The 20,309-nt window shown below is 68.5% G+C and carries 17 protein-coding genes; 13 read left to right on the top strand and 4 right to left on the bottom strand.

Going from position 1 to position 20,309, the window contains the following annotated elements; all coding sequences use genetic code 11:
* Positions 1-6 precede the first annotated feature (6 nt).
* On the bottom strand, positions 7-1,026 hold the full coding sequence (locus GOAMR_RS04960; protein WP_170319111.1) for a tyrosine-type recombinase/integrase: 1,020 nt from the start codon (positions 1,024-1,026) through the stop codon (positions 7-9).
* 185 nt (positions 1,027-1,211) lie between these two features.
* On the opposite strand from GOAMR_RS04960, the gene GOAMR_RS04955 reads away from it, so the two are divergent.
* The 8 genes from GOAMR_RS04955 (at position 1,212) to GOAMR_RS04920 (ending at position 9,299) form a co-directional block, all read left to right on the top strand.
* Positions 1,212-2,111: a dihydrodipicolinate synthase family protein gene (locus GOAMR_RS04955; RefSeq protein ID WP_005183483.1), complete on the top strand. Its 900-nt coding sequence runs from the start codon at positions 1,212-1,214 to the stop codon at positions 2,109-2,111.
* 3 nt (positions 2,112-2,114) lie between these two features.
* The gene (locus GOAMR_RS04950) at positions 2,115-3,077 is read left to right on the top strand and encodes an ornithine cyclodeaminase family protein (RefSeq protein WP_005183480.1); all 963 of its coding nucleotides are present in this window, start codon (positions 2,115-2,117) and stop codon (positions 3,075-3,077) included.
* Positions 3,078-3,146: 69 nt separating this feature from the next.
* Positions 3,147-4,607, top strand: coding sequence for an aldehyde dehydrogenase (NADP(+)) (locus GOAMR_RS04945; protein ID WP_005183478.1), 1,461 nt, complete (start codon positions 3,147-3,149; stop codon positions 4,605-4,607).
* Positions 4,604-5,605, top strand: a complete 1,002-nt coding sequence (locus tag GOAMR_RS04940) for a proline racemase family protein (protein WP_005183461.1) — start codon at positions 4,604-4,606, stop codon at positions 5,603-5,605. The genes GOAMR_RS04945 and GOAMR_RS04940 overlap by 4 nt, the downstream gene beginning before the upstream one ends.
* A complete protein-coding gene (locus tag GOAMR_RS04935) occupies positions 5,602-6,777 on the top strand; it encodes an NAD(P)/FAD-dependent oxidoreductase (protein ID WP_005183460.1) in 1,176 nt (391 codons plus the stop codon). The genes GOAMR_RS04940 and GOAMR_RS04935 overlap by 4 nt, the downstream gene beginning before the upstream one ends.
* Positions 6,774-7,085 (top strand): (2Fe-2S)-binding protein, encoded by a 312-nt coding sequence (locus tag GOAMR_RS04930; RefSeq protein WP_005183459.1) that lies wholly within the window; start codon positions 6,774-6,776, stop codon positions 7,083-7,085. Before GOAMR_RS04935 ends, GOAMR_RS04930 begins: the two co-directional genes overlap by 4 nt.
* Positions 7,078-8,646, top strand: coding sequence for an FAD-dependent oxidoreductase (locus GOAMR_RS04925; protein ID WP_005183458.1), 1,569 nt, complete (start codon positions 7,078-7,080; stop codon positions 8,644-8,646). The genes GOAMR_RS04930 and GOAMR_RS04925 overlap by 8 nt, the downstream gene beginning before the upstream one ends.
* Positions 8,640-9,299, top strand: coding sequence for a GntR family transcriptional regulator (locus tag GOAMR_RS04920; RefSeq protein ID WP_005183457.1), 660 nt, complete (start codon positions 8,640-8,642; stop codon positions 9,297-9,299). Before GOAMR_RS04925 ends, GOAMR_RS04920 begins: the two co-directional genes overlap by 7 nt.
* Here GOAMR_RS04920 and GOAMR_RS04915 read toward each other — a convergent pair.
* On the bottom strand, positions 9,265-10,953 hold the full coding sequence (locus tag GOAMR_RS04915) for a helix-turn-helix domain-containing protein (RefSeq protein ID WP_005183456.1): 1,689 nt from the start codon (positions 10,951-10,953) through the stop codon (positions 9,265-9,267). The genes GOAMR_RS04920 and GOAMR_RS04915 overlap by 35 nt on opposite strands.
* A gap of 179 nt (positions 10,954-11,132) precedes the next feature.
* On the opposite strand from GOAMR_RS04915, the gene GOAMR_RS04910 reads away from it, so the two are divergent.
* The 3 genes from GOAMR_RS04910 (at position 11,133) to GOAMR_RS04900 (ending at position 16,534) form a co-directional block, all read left to right on the top strand.
* Positions 11,133-13,184: an NADH:flavin oxidoreductase gene (locus GOAMR_RS04910; protein ID WP_005183454.1), complete on the top strand. Its 2,052-nt coding sequence runs from the start codon at positions 11,133-11,135 to the stop codon at positions 13,182-13,184.
* A 139-nt stretch (positions 13,185-13,323) separates the two neighbouring features.
* Complete coding sequence (locus GOAMR_RS04905) at positions 13,324-14,712, top strand: MFS transporter (RefSeq protein WP_005183453.1); 1,389 nt, start codon at positions 13,324-13,326, stop codon at positions 14,710-14,712.
* 130 nt (positions 14,713-14,842) lie between these two features.
* On the top strand, positions 14,843-16,534 hold the full coding sequence (locus tag GOAMR_RS04900) for an SRPBCC family protein (RefSeq protein ID WP_005183449.1): 1,692 nt from the start codon (positions 14,843-14,845) through the stop codon (positions 16,532-16,534).
* A gap of 4 nt (positions 16,535-16,538) precedes the next feature.
* On the opposite strand, the gene GOAMR_RS04895 is transcribed toward GOAMR_RS04900, so the two are convergent.
* Positions 16,539-17,555: a proline racemase family protein gene (locus tag GOAMR_RS04895; RefSeq protein WP_211599610.1), complete on the bottom strand. Its 1,017-nt coding sequence runs from the start codon at positions 17,553-17,555 to the stop codon at positions 16,539-16,541.
* 79 nt (positions 17,556-17,634) lie between these two features.
* Positions 17,635-18,219 carry a TetR/AcrR family transcriptional regulator gene (locus GOAMR_RS04890; protein WP_005183440.1) on the bottom strand — a complete coding sequence of 195 codons (585 nt, stop codon included), beginning with the start codon at positions 18,217-18,219 and terminating at the stop codon, positions 17,635-17,637.
* 163 nt (positions 18,220-18,382) lie between these two features.
* Here GOAMR_RS04890 and GOAMR_RS04885 point away from each other — a divergent pair, with 163 nt between their 5' ends.
* Together GOAMR_RS04885 and GOAMR_RS04880 are read left to right on the top strand one after the other, a co-directional pair.
* Positions 18,383-19,531 carry an alcohol dehydrogenase catalytic domain-containing protein gene (locus GOAMR_RS04885; RefSeq protein WP_005183435.1) on the top strand — a complete coding sequence of 383 codons (1,149 nt, stop codon included), beginning with the start codon at positions 18,383-18,385 and terminating at the stop codon, positions 19,529-19,531.
* Positions 19,519-20,304 carry an acyl-CoA thioesterase gene (locus tag GOAMR_RS04880; RefSeq protein ID WP_005183431.1) on the top strand — a complete coding sequence of 262 codons (786 nt, stop codon included), beginning with the start codon at positions 19,519-19,521 and terminating at the stop codon, positions 20,302-20,304. Before GOAMR_RS04885 ends, GOAMR_RS04880 begins: the two co-directional genes overlap by 13 nt.
* Positions 20,305-20,309: the final 5 nt, after the last annotated feature.

Raw genomic sequence — 20,309 nt, 5'->3', positions numbered from 1 at the left:
ACCGGGTCAGACCGATCGGCCCAACTGGGCGTACAGCGGGTTGCGGGCGGCGGCGCCCCGGTTCTCCTGACCCGCCGCCGCGATGTATCGCTGCGAGGTCTCGGCGGACTCGTGGCCGAGCAGAGTGCGCAACTGGTACGGATTGATCCCGGTGTCGGCGAGCACGGTGGCGTAGGTGTGCCGCAAGGAGTGCAGCAGCGCACCGGGTTTCGTCGGCACCCCGGCACGTTTGAACAGTCTGCCGACGCGGGATTGGAGCGTGCCGACGGTGATGCGTTCACCGTCGGCACCGACGAACAGCGGATCATCGGGGGCGAAGCGGTCGAGAGTGTCGCGCCGCGCCGATGCCCGGGGCCGGAACACCTGTGTCCGTGAGCGCAGATACGTCTCGATGATCTCGAGCAGCTCCGGCTCGAACGGAATCGACCGGTCCTTGCTGCCCTTGCCACGCACATGCAGCACCGGCCCCTGCTCGGTGTGCCGGATGCTGTTGATGTTCAGGCTGATCAGTTCGGCCTCCCGCACCCCGGTGAGCACCCCGACGGCGACGACGGCGTGCTCGAGTTCGGGCCAGCTCCGTGGTGGGTTGTTCTCCTGCCACGCGGCATCGATCAGTTTCCCGATCTCCTCGGCCGTCAGCGACTTCGGGTGATGCCGCTCGGGCCGACGGCGTTCGACGGTCCGCATCGGGTTGATCCGGTTCAGGTAATCGTTGTCGATCAGCCAGTCGCACAACTGATTCCATGTCGACCAGCACCGCAGATAGCTGTTGGAACGGTGGGTGTCGGCGTAATCGCTGAAGGCGCGCTGGATGGACCGCTTGGTCACCTGACGGATCTCGAGCACCGACAGCTCGTCGGAGCCGCCGAGGATCAGGGTGGCGATGGCGTCGAAGTCCTGCCGCAGCGCGCGCAGCGTGTGCGGGGAGCGGCCCATCCGGGTCCGTGACTGCATGAAGTCCTCGAACCATTCGGGGCGGTCGGTGTCGCGACGGTCGGTCGACGCCATACGCCGGGGTTCGGTCATGTCGCAGAGGGTAGCCACCACGTCCGACATTGCCGCCGGAGCACCACATCCACCCCTTGTAACAGTGCAATGGCACTGCTATCGTAGTGCCACAACCTCCCAAAAAGACCAGCACCAGCATGGTGCAATGTCACATAACAGACCTCTCAATCCTCCCACCACCACACGCCCCGAGGAGATCACCCATGACCCAGCAGCCCTGGCGCGGTATTCACGTCGCCACCGCCCTGCCGTTCAACGACGACCTGTCCGTCGACTACGACGCCTGGGAACAGGAAGTGGTGTGGCTCGCCGAAAACGGAATGGACGGCGTCACGCCGAACGGCTCGCTCGGGGAGTACCAGACCCTCACCGACACCGAACGCGCCAAGGTCGTGCAGATCGCCGTCGACGCCGCCCCCGAGGGTTTCCGGGTGATGCCCGGATGCGGCGCCTACGGCGCCCTCGAATCGGTGCGCTGGGCGCAGCAGGCCGCCGAGGCCGGTGCCCAGTCGATTCTGCTGTTGCCGCCCAACACCTTCCGCGCCGACCGCGCCACCGTCGTCGACCACTACCGCCGCGTGGCGCAGGTGGGCCTGCCGATCGTCGCCTACAACAATCCGCTCGACACCAAGGTCGACATGATGCCCGACCTGCTCGCCGAACTGCACGGCCTCGGTTACATCAAGGCGGTCAAGGAGTTCACCGGCGACCCGCGCCGCATCTACGAGATCCACGAACTCGCCCCCGAACTCGACGTGCTCATCGGCTCCGACGACGTACTGCTCGAGGTAGGCCTGGGCGGTGCGACCGGCTGGATCGCCGGCTACCCCAACGCCTTCCCTAACGCCTGCCGCAAGTTGTACGACCTGGCCACCTCCGGCAAGCCTGAGGACGCGGTCGCCGCGCTGCCGCTGTACCGGGATCTGCATCCGCTGCTGCGCTGGGACTCCAAGACCGAGTTCGTGCAGGCCATCAAGCTGTCGATGGACATGGTCGGCCGCAAGGGCGGCGTGTGCCGGCCGCCGCGGTCGCCGCTGTCGCCCGAGTTCACCGCCGCTGTCACCAAGGCCACCGAAAACGCGATCGCAGCCGGGTACAACTGAGCCATGGGAACCGTCGAGGTGCTGTCCGCCGCCGACATCGGTGCACTGATCACACCGACGGAGGCCGTCGATGCGATCTGTGACGCGCTGGTCTCGGGATCGGTGGATCCCGAACTCGACGACCCACGGCTGTTCTCACCGGCGCCCGGGGGAGAGTTCCTGCTCATGCCGGCCCGCGGCCGCGCCGCTGCGGGCGTCAAGGTACTCACCGTCGCGCCGGACAACCCGGCCCGCGGAAAACCGAAGATCCAGGGCGTCTACGTGCTCGTCGGCAGCGACGACCTTGCCCCGCGAGCACTGCTCGACGGTCCCGAACTGACCCTGATCCGGACCCCTGCCGTCACCGTCCTGGCCATCCGTGAGCTCCTGGCCGCAGGACCGCCCCGACCACCCGGCCCGTTGCCCATGGTGGTCTACGGCACCGGTCCACAGGCACGGCGCCACTTGCAGACCATGCGTTCGGTACTCGGCCCCATCGACGCCGCGGTGATCGGCCGCCTCCCCGGGGCCATCAACGAATTCATCGGTGAGACAACCAGACCCGGGCTAGCAGTGCGGGCGGGTACACCCGCCGACGTCCCCGGTGCCGCGGTCGTCCTGACCGCCACCAGCTCGCCGACACCGGTTGTCGACGCCGCGCTCATCGGGCCGCACACCGTTGTCGCCGCTGTGGGTGCCCACGGGCCCCAGAACGCCGAGCTCCCACCGGAACTGGTGCGCCGCGCCGACGTCGTCGTCGAGGCGCGGGCGTCAGCGATGCGAGAAGGCGGCAATCTGCTGCGGGCCCGCACCGCCGACGACTGGGCGAGACAGCCACCGGCCAATCTCGCCGATCTGGTCACCGGCCGGTTCCGGCGGCGGCCGGACACCCCCGCCGTGTACTCGGGTGTGGGAATGTCATGGGAAGACCTGGTACTGGCGACCACCATCGTCGACCGGCACCAAAAACCCACCGGCGGAACATAATCTGTATCGCCCGGCCAAGTTCACGCGCGCCCGGCCCCGCACCCGCCCGGGATCGACCAAGGAGAAGACATGACCGCACCGCAGCAACACATCGATGACCTGGTGTCCGCCACCGTCGCGGCAGGCGACCGGTGGGCGGCAACCGAACCCGCCGAACGTCGGCGGATCCTGCACGCCGTCGCCGACGCCCTCGACGCCGCCGCCGACCGGCTGATCCCCATCGCGCTGGACGAGTCGCACCTGCCGCAGGCACGGCTGACCAGCGAACTGACCCGCACCACCTTCCAGATCCGGCTGCTCGCCGATGCCGCGGCGGCGGGGGAGCACCTCGATGTGCGGATCGACCACGCCGACCCGCAGTGGCCCATGGGCGCACCCCGCCCCGATCTGCGCCGCACCTCGGTTCCGCTCGGACCGGTGCTCGTGTTCGGCGCCTCCAACTTCCCGTTCGCGTTCAGCACAGCGGGCGGCGACACCGCCTCCGCCCTCGCGGCCGGGTGCCCGGTGATCTACAAGACCCACCCCGGCCATCCCGAGCTGTCGGAGGCGACGGGCGCCGTCGTCATCGACGCCCTCGACGCCGCCGGGGCACCCGCGGGACTGTTCGCCCTGGTCCGTTCCGAAGCCGACAGCCGGGCCGTCCTCGCGCACCCCGGCATCAAGGCCGGCGCGTTTACCGGCGGAATCCCCGGCGGCCGGGCACTTTTCAACATCGCCCAGGCCCGTCCCGAGCCGATCCCGTTCTACGGTGAACTCGGCAGCGTCAACCCGGTGTTCGTCACCGCGGCCGCGGCGGACTCCCGGGCACAGGAGATCGCCGACGGTTTCCTCGGATCGTTCACGCTCGGGCAGGGGCAGTTCTGCACCAAGCCGGGCATCCTCCTCGTCCCCGCGGACTCGGCCATCCCGGAGCTGCTCCGCGAGGCGGCGATACCGGCCGGGCACCTGCTCCTGCACAGCGGAATCGCCCAGGCGCACAGCAAGGTACGCGACAGTCTCGCCGGCCATGCGGGAGTGGAGCTGCTCGCGGGCGGCGGCCCGGAGGTCGATCCCCCGACTCCCGCCCTGCTCACCACCGACAGCACCACACTGATCGCCGGCTTCGACGAGCTGGTCACCGAATGCTTCGGCCCCACGGCCCTGGTGGTGACCTACACCGATCCCGCCGACCTGCTGACGATCGCCGGCAAATTGCACGGCCAACTCACCGCCACGCTCGCCGCCGAACCCGACGACGCGATCGTCGGTCCGCTGGCCACCGTCCTGACCCGCAAAGCGGGCCGCATCCTGTGGAACCAGTGGCCGACCGGGGTATCGGTGACCTACGCCCAGCAGCACGGCGGCCCCTACCCGGCCAGCACCACCCCCGGCACCACCTCGGTGGGCACCGCGGCCCTGAGCCGCTTCGTCCGGGCCGTCGCCTGGCAGGGCTTCCCGCAGCACCTGCTGCCCGGTGAGCTGCGCGACGACCAGTCGATACCGGCCCCGCGCCGGGTGGACGGCACCCTCGACCCGGATACGCTCCGTTGAGGACCACGCACGTCTACCACGCCGTCGACTCACACACCGAGGGCATGCCGACCCGCGTGATCACCGGCGGTGTCGGGGTGTTCCCGGGCACCACCATGGCCGAGCGGCGGCAGTGGTTCATCGACAACAACGATGGCCTGCGCAAGCTGCTGATGCGCGAACCACGCGGCCACGCGTCGATGAGCGGGTCCATCCTGCAACCACCCACCCGGTCCGACGCCGATTTCGGGGTGCTGTTCATCGAGGTGTCCGGGCTGCTGCCGATGTGCGGGCACGGCACCATCGGCACCGCCACGGTGCTGGTGGAGACGGGGATGGTGCCGGTCACCGAACCGGTCACCACGCTGCGCCTGGACACCCCGGCCGGTCTGGTGATCGCCGACGTCGCGGTGAGCGACGGCCACGCGGAGTCGGTGACCATCCGCAATGTGCCCTCGTTCAGCGTCGGCCTCGACCTGGCGGTGGAGGTACCCGGGTTCGGGCAGGTCACCTACGACATGGCCTTCGGCGGCAACTTCTACGCCATCGTCGACCTCGACTCGCTCGGCCTGCCGTTCGAACGAAAGGCCAAGCAGCAGTTGCTCGATGCCGGTCTGACGATCATGGACGCGATCAACGGCCAGAATCGTCCGGTCCACCCCGAACGCCCCGACATCGGCGGCTGCCATCACGTGTACCTCAAGGCCCCCGGGTCGGATGCCCGGCATTCGCGGCACGCGATGGCGATCCATCCCGGCTGGTTCGACCGGTCACCGTGCGGCACCGGCACCAGCGCCCGCATGGCGCAGTTGCACGCCCGCGGTGAACTGCCGTTGCACACCGACTTCGTCAACGAGTCCTACATCGGCAGCCGGTTCACCGGACGCCTCGTCGACACCACCACCGTGGCCGGCATCGAAGCGGTGATCCCCACCATCACCGGCCGGGCCTGGTTGACCGGAACCGCCCAGTACATGCTCGACCCCACCGACCCCTTTCCCGCCGGTTTCGAGTTGTGACCCGGCATTCCGCTTGCGATGTGGTGGTGATCGGTGCCGGGGCGGTCGGCGCCGCCGTCGCCTGGTACGCCACGGGCGCCGGGCTGTCGGTGACCGTCGTCGAGCGCGGCGCCATCGTCTCGGGCAGTTCGAGCTCCTGTGAGGGCAACCTGCTCGTCTCCGACAAGGAACCCGGACCCGAACTGGATCTGGCGCTGTACTCGCACCGCGTGTGGGCCGACGAACTCGTCGACTTCCGCGCGCTCTGGGAGTTCGACTTCAAGGGCGGGCTCGTGGTGGCGGCCACCACCGAAGGACGCGACGGCCTGACCGACCTCGCCGAACGGCAGCGTGCGGCGGGGGTGATCGTGCAGGACGTGCCATTGGACGAGGTACCGACCCTCGAACCACACCTGACCCGGGACATCGCCTCGGCGGCGTTCTACCCGCAGGACTGCCAGGTCCAGCCGATCCTGCTGGCCGCCCACCTGCTGCGCATGGCGCGCAGCCGCGGGGCGACGGTCCACACCGACACCCCGGTCACCGGATTCGTCACCGCCGGCGACCGGGTGACCGGGGTGCGGACGAGTTCGGGAGAAATCAGCGCCCCCATCGTGGTGAACTGCGCCGGTGCGTGGGCGGGGGAAGTCGCCGCCCTCGCGGGCAACCATCTTCCGGTACTCCCGCGCCGCGGTTTCGTCCTCGTCACGGAACCATTGCCGCCCACCGTCTTTCACAAGGTGTATGCCGGTGAGTACGTCGCGGCCACCCAAAGCGGCGACGCCGGACTGCAAACCTCGACCGTCATCGAGGGCACCGAGGGCGGCACGGTGCTCATCGGCTCGTCCCGCGAACGCGTCGGCTTCGACAAGACACCGTCCCTGCCCGCGATCCGGGAGATCGCCGCCAAGGCACTGCGCCTGTATCCGTCGCTACGGCAGGTGTCGGTGATGCGCACCTATCTCGGGTTCCGGCCGTACTGCCCCGACCACCTGCCGGTGATCGGCGAGGATCCGCGCACCCCCGGCCTGTGGCACGCCACCGGCCACGAGGGCGCCGGCATCGGCCTGTCGGTGGGCACGGCAAAACTACTGGTGCAGGCCATGACCGGGCAGCCCACCGAGCTGCCGCTGACCCCGTTCGCCCCCGACCGTCCCACCCTTGCGCCCGCCCCCACAGGAGTCCCCACGTGACCGGACCCGGCAACAACACCCCAGAAGGCATCACCACCGGCGCCCTCACGTTCGAATTCGACGGACGCCCCGTCACCGCCCGTCCCGGTCAGAGCGTCGGAGCCGCCCTGACCGACTCCGGCATCACGTCCTGGCGCAGTACCCGCGTCGGCGGAGCACCCCGCGGCCTGTTCTGCGGTATCGGTATCTGCTTCGACTGTCTGCTGACCGTGGACGGGCGCCCCAACCAGCGGGCCTGCATGGTTCCCGCCGCGCGGGCCATGATCTGCGAAAGCGGTGGCGTCAGGGGAGTCGATAACCGTGCGTGAGCCGGACTCCGCGGCGAGCGGAATACCTGTCGCCGATGTCGCCGTCGTGGGTGCCGGACCCGCCGGGCTCGCCGCCACGGTCGCCGCCGCCGACGCCGGACTGACGGTCACCCTGATCGATTCGGCCGCCCAGACCGGCGGTCAGTTCTGGCGTCACCCCGACGAACGCACACGACCGACGGACGAGAATCGGGGCCACCACCTGTGGCGCACCTACACCGGTTTGCGTGACACACTCCGCATGCACGTCGGCACCGGCCGGATCTCGGCACTGTTCTCCCGGCAGGTGTGGTTCCTCGAGCCACCCGCCGATCCCTCGACACCCTTCACCTTGCACCTGACCGCCTCCTTCGGAGCACATCAGGGACCCGCAGCCGTCCGCGCGAGAAGGCTGATCCTGTGCACCGGAGGCTACGACCGCCAACTGCCGGTACCGGGCTGGGACCTGCCCGGGGTGATGGCCGCCGGTGGGGTACAGGCGCTGCTCAAAGCACACCGCACCGTCGCCGGTGCCCGCGCGCTCGTCGCGGGTACCGGACCGTTCCTGCTGCCGGTGGCCACCGGCCTCGCCCAGGCCGGTGCCGAGGTGGTCGCGGTGTGCGAGGCGGCGGCGGTGATCCGTGGCTGGGCCCGCAATCCGCTCGGCGCGCTCGCCATGCCGGCGAAGGCGATCGAGGGCGCCGAGTACGCCTATCATCTGGCGCGGCACCGGATTCCGTACCGGACGTGCACCGTGGTGACCGCGGTACACGGGGACGATCGGGTGACGTCGGCGACGCTGGCGCGGCTGGGCCGTGACGGGCGCATCGATGAGCGCGCACAGACGGTGGACGTCGATCTGGTGGCGTTCGGGTGGGGCTTCACCCCGTCGCTGGAATTGATCACCGCCGCCGGGGCCGCCACGCGTGTCGATGTCGACGGCTCGCTGGTCGCGGTCGTCGACGCGGCGCAGCGGTCGACCGTACCCGGTGTGTATGTGGCCGGTGAGGCCACCGGTGTCGGCGGTGCCGCACTCGCGGTGGCCGAGGGTGAACTCGCCGGTACGACCGCCGCCGTCGACGGCGGCCACCGTGAACCCCACCCACGAACGGTCCGAACGCTGACTTCGCGTATCACCCGCGGCAGACGGTTCGCCGCGGCCATGCACACCGCCCACCCCGTCCCGGAACACTGGCAGGACTGGCTGCGCCCGGACACACTCGTGTGCCGGTGCGAGGAAACGACGTTCGGATCGTTGCAGAATGCCAGGGACGACCTGGGCGCCGCCGACGCCCGCACCGCCAAACTCATCGCCCGGCCCGGCATGGGGTGGTGCCAGGGACGGGTGTGCGGCTTCGCCACCGCGGCCATCGCCTCGCCCTGCGGCCGCCCCGGTGCCGACGAGCTCGCACCGATCGCCAAACGGGTCATCGCCGCACCCGTCACCCTCGGTGAACTCGCCGGCGACGATGCCGCGACGGCCCGTGACACGCACGAACCCGGTAGCGCCGACCAGGTCCGATACGATCGACCGGACGGTGCCGCGACCGGGACCACGGCGACGGAAGGGGGCACGTGTTGACGATCACCAACCTGCGTCAGTTCGACAAGGTGAGTCTGCGCGAGCAGGTGACCCGCGCCCTGCGTGCGGCGATCATCGCCGGTGAACTCGAACCCGGCGAGGTGTACTCGGCACCGGCCCTCGGTGAACGCTTCGGCATCTCGGCCACCCCGGTCCGCGAGGCGATGCTCGACCTCGTCCGGGAGAATCTGGTGACCACCGTGCCCAACAAGGGTTACCGGGTCACCGTGATGGACGAATCCGACCTTGACAACATCACCGACCTGCGGATGCTGATCGAACCCGCCCTCACCGGGCGCGCGGCTCTGCTCATCCCGGAGGCCGACCTGCCGGGTCTGCGCGCGCTGGCAGACGCGATCGTCGACGGTGCCGCAGCCGGTGATCTGATCGCCTACACCGAGGCCGACCGGGCCTTTCACCTGAAAATCCTCGGCTATACCGGCAATACCCGGGCCACCGCCATCGTGTCCGATCTACGCGCCAACACCCGCCTGTACGGTCTGGCGTCCCTGTCCGAACGCGGCCTGCTCGCCGAATCAGCCCGCGAACATCACGCGATCGTCGACGCCATCGCCGCCCGCAACCCGGAGCTGGTGGAGGATCTGATGCGCACCCATATCAGTCAGACCCGCGGCCGCTGGGCCGCGCCCTGACCGAACGCCCCGGCAGATCCTGACGGCGGCCGGTCATCACCTCCAGATACTGCAGCATGTAGCGGGCACAGTTGTCGACCTTGCCCCGCCAAGCGGCCACCGCGGCCTCGGGATCCTTTGCCCGGCATTGTGATACGAGCAGAAGCCCATCGTCGACAATCTCCCGCGTCGGGTATTTGTAGTCGAGGCCGATAATGGTGACAAACAGCCGCAACTGCAACGACAACTGCACAAACATCCAGCCGATACGCGGCATCTCCGCAGCCTTGGCAAGCTCGTTCTGGAAATCGAGATCGATCATGTGCGCCTCGTGCGCCAGCCCCATCCGGTCACACACCTCGAGCCGCTCCAGGAAGTCATCGATCGACGCCGGCAGCGGATCGGGGGAGGAGGCCAGCCTGCGCGCGATCGCGGTTCCCAGAAGCCCACGGGCGGTGTAGGTTTCGATCACATCACGAGCACCGGGCAACGGTACCAGGTACTTTCCGCCGCTCTGGTCGAGTAACGCCTCGGCTGCCAGCCGCGCCAACGCTTCCGCCACCCGTCCCGAGGACATCGCCGTCCGCCGGGCGAGGGTCCGCACCATGACCTCCGAACCCGCGCCGAGTTCGCCCTCGGTGATCGCCGTGCACAGCGCGCTCACCACCTGGGCGAGATCATCGTCGACCGGGTCACGCACCACCGCGGTCGTGTCCCGCGCGCGGTCGGGAACATCGGTGCGCGACCAGGTGAACCTGGTGCCCGAACGCCCATACGCTCTCCGGATCTCGTCCGCGACGGCCCGCAACTCGGTGAGCTGACGGCTGTCGACGGAGTCGGCGATGCGGTGCACCGCCATCAGCCACTCGGTGGGCGTCAACGTCCGCACCGTGAACCCGGGATGCTGCGCCAGCCACCGCCGCGCCGCGTCATCGAGCGGAACATCGATCACCAATGTCACCGGTGGGGTGGCCGGCAGCCGGGATGCCGCCCGCCGCAACAGTGCCACGGCCCGCGGTGTCCCGCGGTCGGCGCCGGCAGCACCGGACTCCCTGGCACCTGACCCCTCGGCGGACGGATAGCCGTCGTGTGGGCGCCGCAGCAGCGACGCGCATGCGATGGTCTCGACGGTATCGAGCAGAGCGGCCCCCGCCGCGACCTCCGACGAGGCCCGGTCGGTGCGGTGAAAGCCGACGGCACAACCGCTGTCGTCGACATCGACGTAGATCAGGACCAACGCCGACGCGTCGGGCACGAACCGGCTGTCGGGTTCAGGTTGCGGATAGAAGCGCCGCCGCACTCGGCTGACAGTCGCCTGGCTGATGCCGATGTCCTGCGCGATCAGCCGTGTCGACCAGCGCGGCGATCCGGCGGGCGGACTGACCAGGGCGTAGCGCAGGATGCGCTCGATGTCCGCCGCTCCCGCCGACGGCCGCCCCGACCGGGGCGTGTCCCGGAGCCCGTCGATCCCGGCCTCGGCGAACCTGCGCACCCATTTCGACGCCGTCGCGGTGCTGACACCGGCCCGCCGGGCGGCCTCGGCAACACCGCTGTCGGCGCAGTCGAGCACGATCTGCGCCCGCGTCACCAGACCGTGCGGCGCGGTCCGTGACCGTGCGGTACGCAGCAGGACCTCACGATCCGCTTGCCGGAGTGCCGATCTCTCGTCGTTCATGTGGCCGTCACTTCGTCGTTCATCTTTTTTTGACTCACCCGAATCGCAGACGAGTGTAAAGGGGTTCGGGGACGAGTACAGGCCTCATGGTTTAACTCAGCCACATCGCAGTGCAGCCCCGAAAGTACGCGCGCAGTTGACCGGCCGTCCCGCCGACGCCATTCGCGGAGGAGAACGTCATGCCAGACCCGCTCTTCACCCCGTTCACCATCAAGAACCTGACCCTGCGCAACCGTCTCGTGAGCACCTCGCACGAACCGTCCTACAGCGACGACGGCCTGCCCAAGGACCGCTATCGCGCCTACCACCGCGAGAAGGCCCGTGGGGGAGTCGCCCTGACGATGATCGGCGGCAGCGCCCTGGTCAGTCCGGACTGCGCACCCCCGTTCGGGAATCTGGAACTGTACCGGGACGAGGCGGTGCCCTACCTGCGGGCACTTGCCGACGACGTCCACGAGCAGGGTGCGGCGGTGATGACCCAACTGACCCACATGGGGCACCGCGTCCTCGGCCGGACCGGCGCATGGGTTCCGGCGGTGTCGGCGTCGGGAACCCGCGAACCGGCGCACCGGTCGTTCTCCCGCACGGCCGAAATCACCGACCTGCGGCGCATCGCCCGGGAGTTCGCCGACACCGCACAACGGTGCCAGGCCGCCGGCCTCGACGGCATCGAGCTGTCCGCCTACAGCAGTCATCTGCTCGACGAGTTCCTCTCGCCGTTCCACAACCACCGCGACGACGAGTACGGCGGCACGCTGGAGAACCGCATGCGGTTCCCGCTCGAGGTCTTCGCGGCGGTGCGTGAGGCGGTCGGCGCCGATTTCATCGTCGGCGTGCGCCTGTCGCTGGACGAGTTGCGCGAGGACGGCTCCGGCATCGTCGCCGACGAAGGACTGCTGATGTGCAAGGGATTCGAGGCGGCAGGCGTCGACTTCCTGTCCATCACCCGCGGCAACGTCGACACCGACGCCGCGCTGACCAAGATGATCCCCCCGATGTTCACCCCGTCGGCCCCGCACCTGGAGTTCGCCGGCACGGTGAAAAAGCAGCTCGCCACCCCGATCATGCACGCGGGCCGCATCAACGACGTGGCCACCGCCCGCTACGCCATCGCCGAGGGCCTGCTCGACATGGTGGGTATGGTGCGCGCGCTGATGGCCGACCCGGATCTGCCGGTCAAGACCCGCACCGGACGCGCCGATCAGATCCGGCCCTGCGTCGGCGCGAGCCTGTGCATCGACGGTATCTACTCCAGCGGCCGCGCCAACTGCATCCACAATCCGGCCACCGGCCGCGAAGATGAAGTACCACAGCGTATTCCACCGGCCGACAGCGACGCCCGCAAACACTGCGTGGTGGTCGGCGGCGGGCCCGCCGGACTGGAGGCCGCCCGCGTCCTCGCCGAACGCGGGCACCGCGTCGCCCTGTACGAGGCCGCCGACCGCTTCGGCGGGCAGGTCGCGCTCGCGGCCCTCAGCGAACGGCGTCGCGACCTCATCGGAATCATCGACTGGCGGGTCGCCGAATGTGCGCGGCTCGGCGTCGAGCTACACCGCAACCGCTACATCGACCCCGACGCCGACCACGACCTGATCTCCGCCGCCGACGTGGTGATCCTCGCGACCGGCGGCACCCCGAACCCACGGATCGGCGTCACCGGCGACGACATGGCCATCGACACCTGCGATGTGCTCACCGGTGCCCGCAAGCTCACCGGCGACGTCCTGGTCTACGACGACCATGGCGGGCACCAGGCCCTCGATGCGATCGAAAGCCTCACCCGCACGGCTAGATCCATCGAATACGCCACACCCGAACGCAGCGTCGCCCCCGATGTCGGAGGGTCCCCGGCCACCGGATACTTCGCGCTGATGGCCGAACACGACGTACGCACCACCGTCCTGCAGCGACTCGTCGGCATCGAACGCCGCGACGGCAGACTCATCGCCAGGCTGAAGACCGACGGCTCCATCGCGGTCCGCGAAAAGGTCTGCGACGCCGTCGTCATCGAACACGGCACCCAACCGGACCCCGAACTGTACGAGGCACTACGCCCACAGTCCACAAATCTCGGGCAGATCGCCATCCGCGAACTGCTCGCCAGGCGGCCACAACCGGCCACCGCAAACCCCGACGGCAGCTTCGCCCTGTACCGCATCGGCGATGCCGTCGCCGGCCGCGACATCCCCGCGGCCGTGCTCGACGCGCTGCGATTGTGCAGCGCCATCTGAAGTCCGCGTCACCTCGAAATCAGCGCCACCAGAAGTTCACTCGGCCCACCGCGGGGGTTGGACCGATCGCTCGATCCCACATCCACATTTTTCTAGGAGAACCCATGTGCAGCACACCGATTCCCCAGGAGCACGTGCCATGTCCACGCTAGACGAAACACCCGAAGCCCACACGCCCGCAGTCGATGTCACCTCAGAGTCGTTCAAACGCAAATTCATGTTCCGCCTCGTCGCGGTGATGGTCGGCGGCATGATCCTCGACGGCTACATCCTCGGCATCATCGGCCCGGTCACCTCGACCATCGAGGACAGCCTGAACATCAACTCCCTCGAACTCGGCCTGATCGCCGCGGGACCGCTGTTCGGCATCTTCATCGGTGCCCCCATCTGTGGTTGGGCCACCGACAAGTGGGGCCGCAAACCGATGTTCCTGATGGACATGGGGCTGTTCGTCCTCGCCTCGTTCCTGCAGTTCTTCATCGCCATCGGCCAGTTCTTCGTCGACGACTGGATTCAGCTTTTCGTTATCCGGTTGCTCATGGGTGTCGCGATCGGCGGCGAATACGCCATCGGCTGGCCACTGCTGAGCGAGTTCGCACCGGCCAGACTCCGAGGCCGGCTCCTGGGGTCGACGGTGCTCGCCTGGTACTTCGGCTTCATGATCGCGTTCTTCATCGGCACCCTCATGGACAACGCGGGTATCAACTGGCGCATCATCCTCGGCTCCTCGACGGTCATCGCGGTGATCCTGTTCATCGCCCGGCTCGGACTGCCCGAATCACCGCGCTGGCTCCTGCAGAAGGGCCGCATCGCCGAAGGCCAGTCCATCGCCAAGCGCTACATGAACGTGGTCGAGGCGATGGAGATCGAGCTGGAGGCCAAGCACAAGGAGGAAACCAGCGGCAAGGAAGGACGATTCGCCGACCTGTTCAACAAGGAGAACATCCGCGCCACCGTGTTCGCCTCCGGGTTCTGGTTCTGCGCCTCCACACCGTACTTCGCGATCGCCACCTTCGCGGTGGTCGTGCTCGAAGACTTCGGTTTCGGTGAGGACAGTGCGTTCGGTGCCGTCGGCATGACCGTCGCGGCAACCCTCGGTGTCGCCACGACGGCCGCGCTGCTCGACAAACTCGGCCGCCGCGCCCTGACGATCCCGCCCCAGTGGGTGACGCTCGTGCTGATCCTGATCCTGGCGTGGTGGGATGGCCCCGGCTGGCTGATGCTGACGATGCTGCTGGCGTTCTCGTTCATCAATTCCGGCGTGAACACGCTGACGTCGGTATATCCGGGCGAGGTGTTCCCGACCGAGGTCCGTGGCATCGGCACCGGCTTCGCCTCGGCCTGCAGCCGCATCGGCGCCGGCCTCGGTACCTTCCTGCTGCCGTGGTCGATCGACAACCTCGGGATGGCGACGAGCCTGACGATCGCTGCGATCATCATCCTGGCGGGCACCCTGCTGTCGCAGGCGCTGGCACCGGAAACCAAGGGCAAGAGCCTGTCGGAGACCGCGGCGACGTTCTCCCACTGAGTTGGCACCTCGCGTGCTGATACGGATGGCCGGCGCCGGTGTCGCCGCCGGCCATCCGTCCACTCACCACCGAACATCGATCACGACACCACCTCCATTTCCGGGACAGAACAGAGAAGGAGCCGCCGGTATGACCACACTCACCGACGCCGTCGCCCTCGGCGGCAGCAATGAACCCCACCATGTGGACGCCGCCGCGCTGACGGCACGGCGAGTTCCCGGGCACACGCTGGAGGCGCCGTTCTACACCAGCCCCGATATCTTCGACCTCGACGTGTCACTCATCTTCGGCACCCATTGGATCTTCGTCGCCGCCGAGGCCGAACTACCCGACGACGGTGACTACGTGACCGTCGAGGTCGGAACCGAATCGGTCATCGTCGTCCGCGACGACGACGGTCAGGTCCGGGCCTTCCGCAACGTGTGCCGGCACCGTGGTGCCCGGCTGCTCGACGACCGCTGCGGTGCCGTCGGCAACATCGTGTGCCCCTACCACCAATGGACCTACGGCACCGACGGCACCCTGCGGTTCGCCGAGAACCAGCCGGCGACGTTCGACAAGGCCCGCTTCGGGTTACGCACCGTCCATGTGCGCACCATCGCCGGCCTGATCTTCATCTGCCTGTCATCCGAGGCCCCGAGCGACATCGATGAGGTGGCCGCGACGGTCGAGCCGTACCTGCTGCCGTTCGATCTGGCGAACACCAAGGTCGCGCAGCAGAGCGTCGTCATCGAGGAGGGCAACTGGAAACTCACGATGGAGAACAACCGCGAGTGCCACCATTGCGAAGCCAACCATCCGGCGCTGCTCGGGGCGTACTTCCCGTTTCACCGGTTCGACGAGAGCAAGATTCCCGCCCGGCAGCGGCCGGTGTTCGAGCAGTATCAGGCGGCGACCTCGGCACTGTCCGCCGCCCGTGACGCCATTGGGTTCCCGTCCGCACATATCCGTGAACTCGACACGCGGGTCACCGGATTCATGGTCGACCACATGCCGCTGAAGGGCCTCGGCGCCTCGTACGGCGCCGAGGGCGCACCGGTGTCCACCAGACTGCTCGGGCAGATCCGCGACCGCGCGTTCGGCGACTTCCACATGCACTGGCAACCGAACGCGTGGTTCCACCTGCTCAGCGACTGCGCCGTCGTGTTCTCCGTCCTGCCCGTCTCACCCGCGCGGACGATGGTCCGCACCACCTGGCTCGTGCACCGGGACGCCCACGAAGGCATCGACTACCGCCTCGACGAACTCACCCACGTGTGGGAGCACACCAACGCCGAGGACTGCGACCTCGTCGAACGCACCCAGAACGGCGTCGGCGACCCGGGGTACGTGCCCGGGCCGTACTCACTCGTCGAGGACGACGTCGAGGCGTTCGTCTCCTGGTACGTGGGACGGCTCGACGCCCAGCTCAACGGTTCCACCGTCGCCGGCACCCGGACCACACCACAGCCACCGCAGTCGGATACCGATAACCCGCCGCCTGGCACGGCACACCCGGAACCCAGAACCCGGGACACCGCCACCGACACGTACACGATCGAGTTCACCCGGACCGGCGAGACAGTCGTCTGCGCAGCGGATCAGACGATCCTCGATGCGGCCCTCGGCGCGGGCATCGAGGTGGCCTCACAATGCCGCGAAGGTCACTGCGGTACCTGCAAGTCGGTACTCGTCGACGGCCAGGTCGACATGAACCACAACGGCGGAATCCGGCAGCGCGACATCGACAACGGCAAGATCCTGCTGTGCTGCTCCACACCGCTCAGCGATCTGCGTGTCGAACAACGACAACCACGCGAACGCCGGCTGTCCACCGGCTGAGAGGTCAGCGCAGCACGAAGCCGGGCACCAGGTCGTCGTCGGGATCGGCGGTGAACCGGTGCTCGCCGGTGCGGTAGGCGGTGCCCAGCACCACGGGGATCACCGCGTCATGGCCGTCGGCCTCGCACCTCGCGCCGACCCGGGCATGAAACACCGAATCGACGATGGAGCGGTTCACAAGCCTGTGGCCGTCACCGAGTACGCCCCGCGCCGCGAGCGTCGCCACCCGGGCGCTGGTGCCGGATCCGCAGGGGGAGCGGTCCACCTGGCCGTCGGCGAAGATCGTCACGTTGCGCTGGCACGGGTTGCCGTCGGCGTCGGACCCGTCGTCGGTGTAGAAGATGGTGCCGTAGATGCCGCTGAGTCTGTCGTCGGAGGGGTGCTCGGCGTACGGCGAATCGTGCAGGACCCGCTTCACTTCGCGCCCGAGGGCGATCAGTTCGGTCAGCGACTCCGGATTCACCTCCAGCCCTATGCCGCGGGCATCGACCTGCGCGTAGATCGCACCTCCGTAAGTCACGTCCACACCGACGGTCCCACGCGAGGTGGGCACCGCGATATCGCGGTGCAGCAGATAGGTGGGGACATTCACGAATTCCACCCCCGTGACCCGGCGGCCCGCTGAGAGCACACGCGCGGTGACCCGGCCGGACGGCACGTCGATGACCACATCGGTCACACCGGTCGGGTCGGCGGGCACCCGCCCGGTGCCCACGGCCCACGCACCCAGGGCGATCGTGCCGTGCCCGCACGCGGTGGAGAAACCGTCCTTGTGCCAGAACAGCACCCCGAGATGCGCGCCGTCGTCATCGGGCGGCACAAGGAATCCGCCGTACATGTCGGCATGGCCGCGTGGCTCGAAACACAGGAACCGGCGCAGCCCGTCGATATCCGGATCATTTACGGCTGCAACCCTTTTCGCGGCAACAGTGCCTCCGGCCAGATCCGGGACCTGTTCGACGATCCGGAAAGGCTCACCGCCGGTGTGATAGTCGACGGCCGCTACTGTCGTGATACTCACCATTGAAGTGTCCATCACAGCGGCCGCGACCATGGCCGATTGAGGTCCGGGCGGCCGGTACGAGTCAGAAGTGTGCGGGTCAGCCTGTGGTGCCGATCGCCCGGCGCAGCAGCGGCGCGAGAACCGCGTCGATGTCATCGAGAGCCGCCGTGCTGCGCTGGGCCCGGCAGATGGCGACCGTGCCCTCGACCGAAGCCACCACCAGTGTGGCCGTCTGCCTCGCGGTGGCCTCGCCGGCGCCGTGCTCGACGAGGGAGCCGGCGAGGATACGTACCCAGTCGTCGAACGCCGCGGACGCCGCGTTCAGCGGAGCATCGTCGTCATCGTCGGGTTCCTCGACGGCGACGGCCAGGACCGGACAGCCGGCACGGAAATCACTGTCGGTCACGATCTTCCGCCACATGTCGAGGAACGAGCGAAATCCGTCCACCGGCCCCGAGGCAGCGAGTTCGCGGACCAGTACGCGCGAGATGAAGGCGCTGGTATAGCCGACGGCCTCCACAGCGAGTTGCGACTTGCCGCCGGGAAAGTAGTGGTAGGTCGAGCCCAGGGGAGCGCCGGAGTGTTTGGCGAGATCCCGCACGCTGGTGGCGCGCAGCCCGCGCCGCGCCAGCAGATCGGCGGCGCCGGCGATGAGCTGATCGCGCGGTGTGCGTGTGGCCATTCGAGTCCTCCACCCTTGCTTATGACGACTGTCTTAGCGTAGCGTCCGAAGCGCGGTATAACGAGTGTTATAACCGCTGGCCGATCAACGAGGTGACCTTCGATGCCGATGATTCAACTGTCCGGCGACGCCCGTCGCACACTCCACACACCGGGGGTGTTCGATGCGTGAGCTGAACTTCATCAAGGCCCACCAACTCGAATGGCGCGAGAAGCCCAACCCGCGGCTGGAGCAACCACGGGATGCGATTGTGCGGCCGTTCGTCGCCGGACGCTGCGACGGCGACACCCTCCCCATCCACCGCAATGTCTCCCGTGCCATGCAACTCGGCATGAAAGCGGGCCTCGTCGACCCGATCGTCGGCAGCATCTGCGGACACATCCCGTTCCAGGGCCCGTTCGCCATCGGCCACGAATGCATCGCCGAGATCGTCGAACTCGGTGACGAGGTCACCGGACTTCAGATCGGCGACATCGTCGTCGTGCCGTGGGCCGTCTCGTGCGGCGAGTGCGTCGAGTGCCGCCGCGGACTGACCGCCAAGTGCTCGACCACATCCACCAGCACCCTGGCCGCCTACGGTTTCGGGCCGGCGAGCGGACCGTGGGGCGGCATGGTCGTCGACCGGCTGCGCGTGCCTTACGCCGACCACATGCTCGTGAAAGTGCCCGCGGGCGTCGACCCGCTGCGGGTGGCCGCCGCCAGCGACAACCTCGCCGACGCCTGGCGCTGCGTGGCACCCGGCCTCGCCGAACGACCCGGCGGATCCGTGGTGATCCTCGGCGGCGCCGCGCAGAGCATCGGCCTCTACGCCGCCGGTCTGGCCGTGGCGCTGGGAGCCGGCACCGTCGACTACGTCGACCACCGTCCCGAACGTCTTGCCATCGCCGAGAAGCTCGGCGCCACGCCGCGTCAGGTCCGCATGGGCAAGCTCCGGCCCGCCGACCTGCCCGGCCGCTACGACCTCGCGGTCGAAGGCACCTCCAGCGCCGCGGGCGTCGACGCCGCGCTGCGGTCGCTGACCCCCGGCGGACTCTGCACACCCGTCGGGTACTACGTGCCGCCGGGCACCAAAGTGCCACTGATGCAGATGTACGCCAACACCGCGACACTGCGGATCAGCGTCTCCCATGTCCGTCCGGTGCTTCCGGAGTTGCTGAAGTTCGTCGCCGACACCGATTTTCCGGCCGAGCTCGTGACCACGACGCTCGCCGACTGGGACGACGCCCCGAACGCGTACCAGGCTCGGACCACCAAACTGGTACTGCACAGGGCACCGCAACACGAAAGGAACACCCGCACGTGGGCACACTGAACGAGACCCTCGACACCTTCACCGCGGGCGAGGAATTCGCCATCCCGGACACCTGGACCCAGGGACGCACCGCCTACGGCGGGCTGACCGCCGCACTGACGGTCGCCGCCGCGCAGGCATCCGCCGGCGACGCACTGCCACCACTACGGTCCGCGCAGTTCGCCTTCACCGCACCGGCATCGGGCACCGTGTCGGTACATCCACGCAGCCTGCGCCGTGGCCGGTCGGCGACCAGCTACGCCGTCGAGGGCATCAGCGGCGGCCAGGTCGCGGCCACCTCCTCGCTGATCTTCTCGGGGACGCGCGAGTCCGCCGTCACCCATGCGGTCCTCGCGGTACCCGAAGTCCCCGGCCCGCACGAATGCCCCGAGTCACCGAGGGCCGGTGACCTCACGCCGGCGTTCGTCCACAACTTCGATACCCGTGTCGCCGGCGGAGCCACCCCGCTCACCGGTGCCGAGTACCCCGAACTGCTCTGCTGGGTACGGCATCTCGACGCCACCGGCGTCGACCCGGACGTAGCGCTGGTTGCCCTCGGCGATGCATTGCCACCGGCCGCGATGGCAGCATTCACCGGCTGGGCACCCATCAGCACCATGTCGTGGACGGTCAACATCTGCGCAGACAAGCCCGTCGACCCCAACGGCTGGTTCCTGCTGCGCTCGGTCAGCGTCGTCGCCCACAGCGGCTACTCGGCCCAGCAGATGACGATGTGGGATGCCGACGGTGCGCCCGTCCTGATCGGAACCCAAACGGTGGCCGTCTTCGGCTGAAGCGC

Source organism: Gordonia amarae NBRC 15530 (genome assembly GCF_000241345.1).
Taxonomy (GTDB): Bacteria; Actinomycetota; Actinomycetes; order Mycobacteriales; family Mycobacteriaceae; genus Gordonia; species Gordonia amarae.
This window is presented reverse-complemented; position numbering and strand designations above follow the sequence as displayed.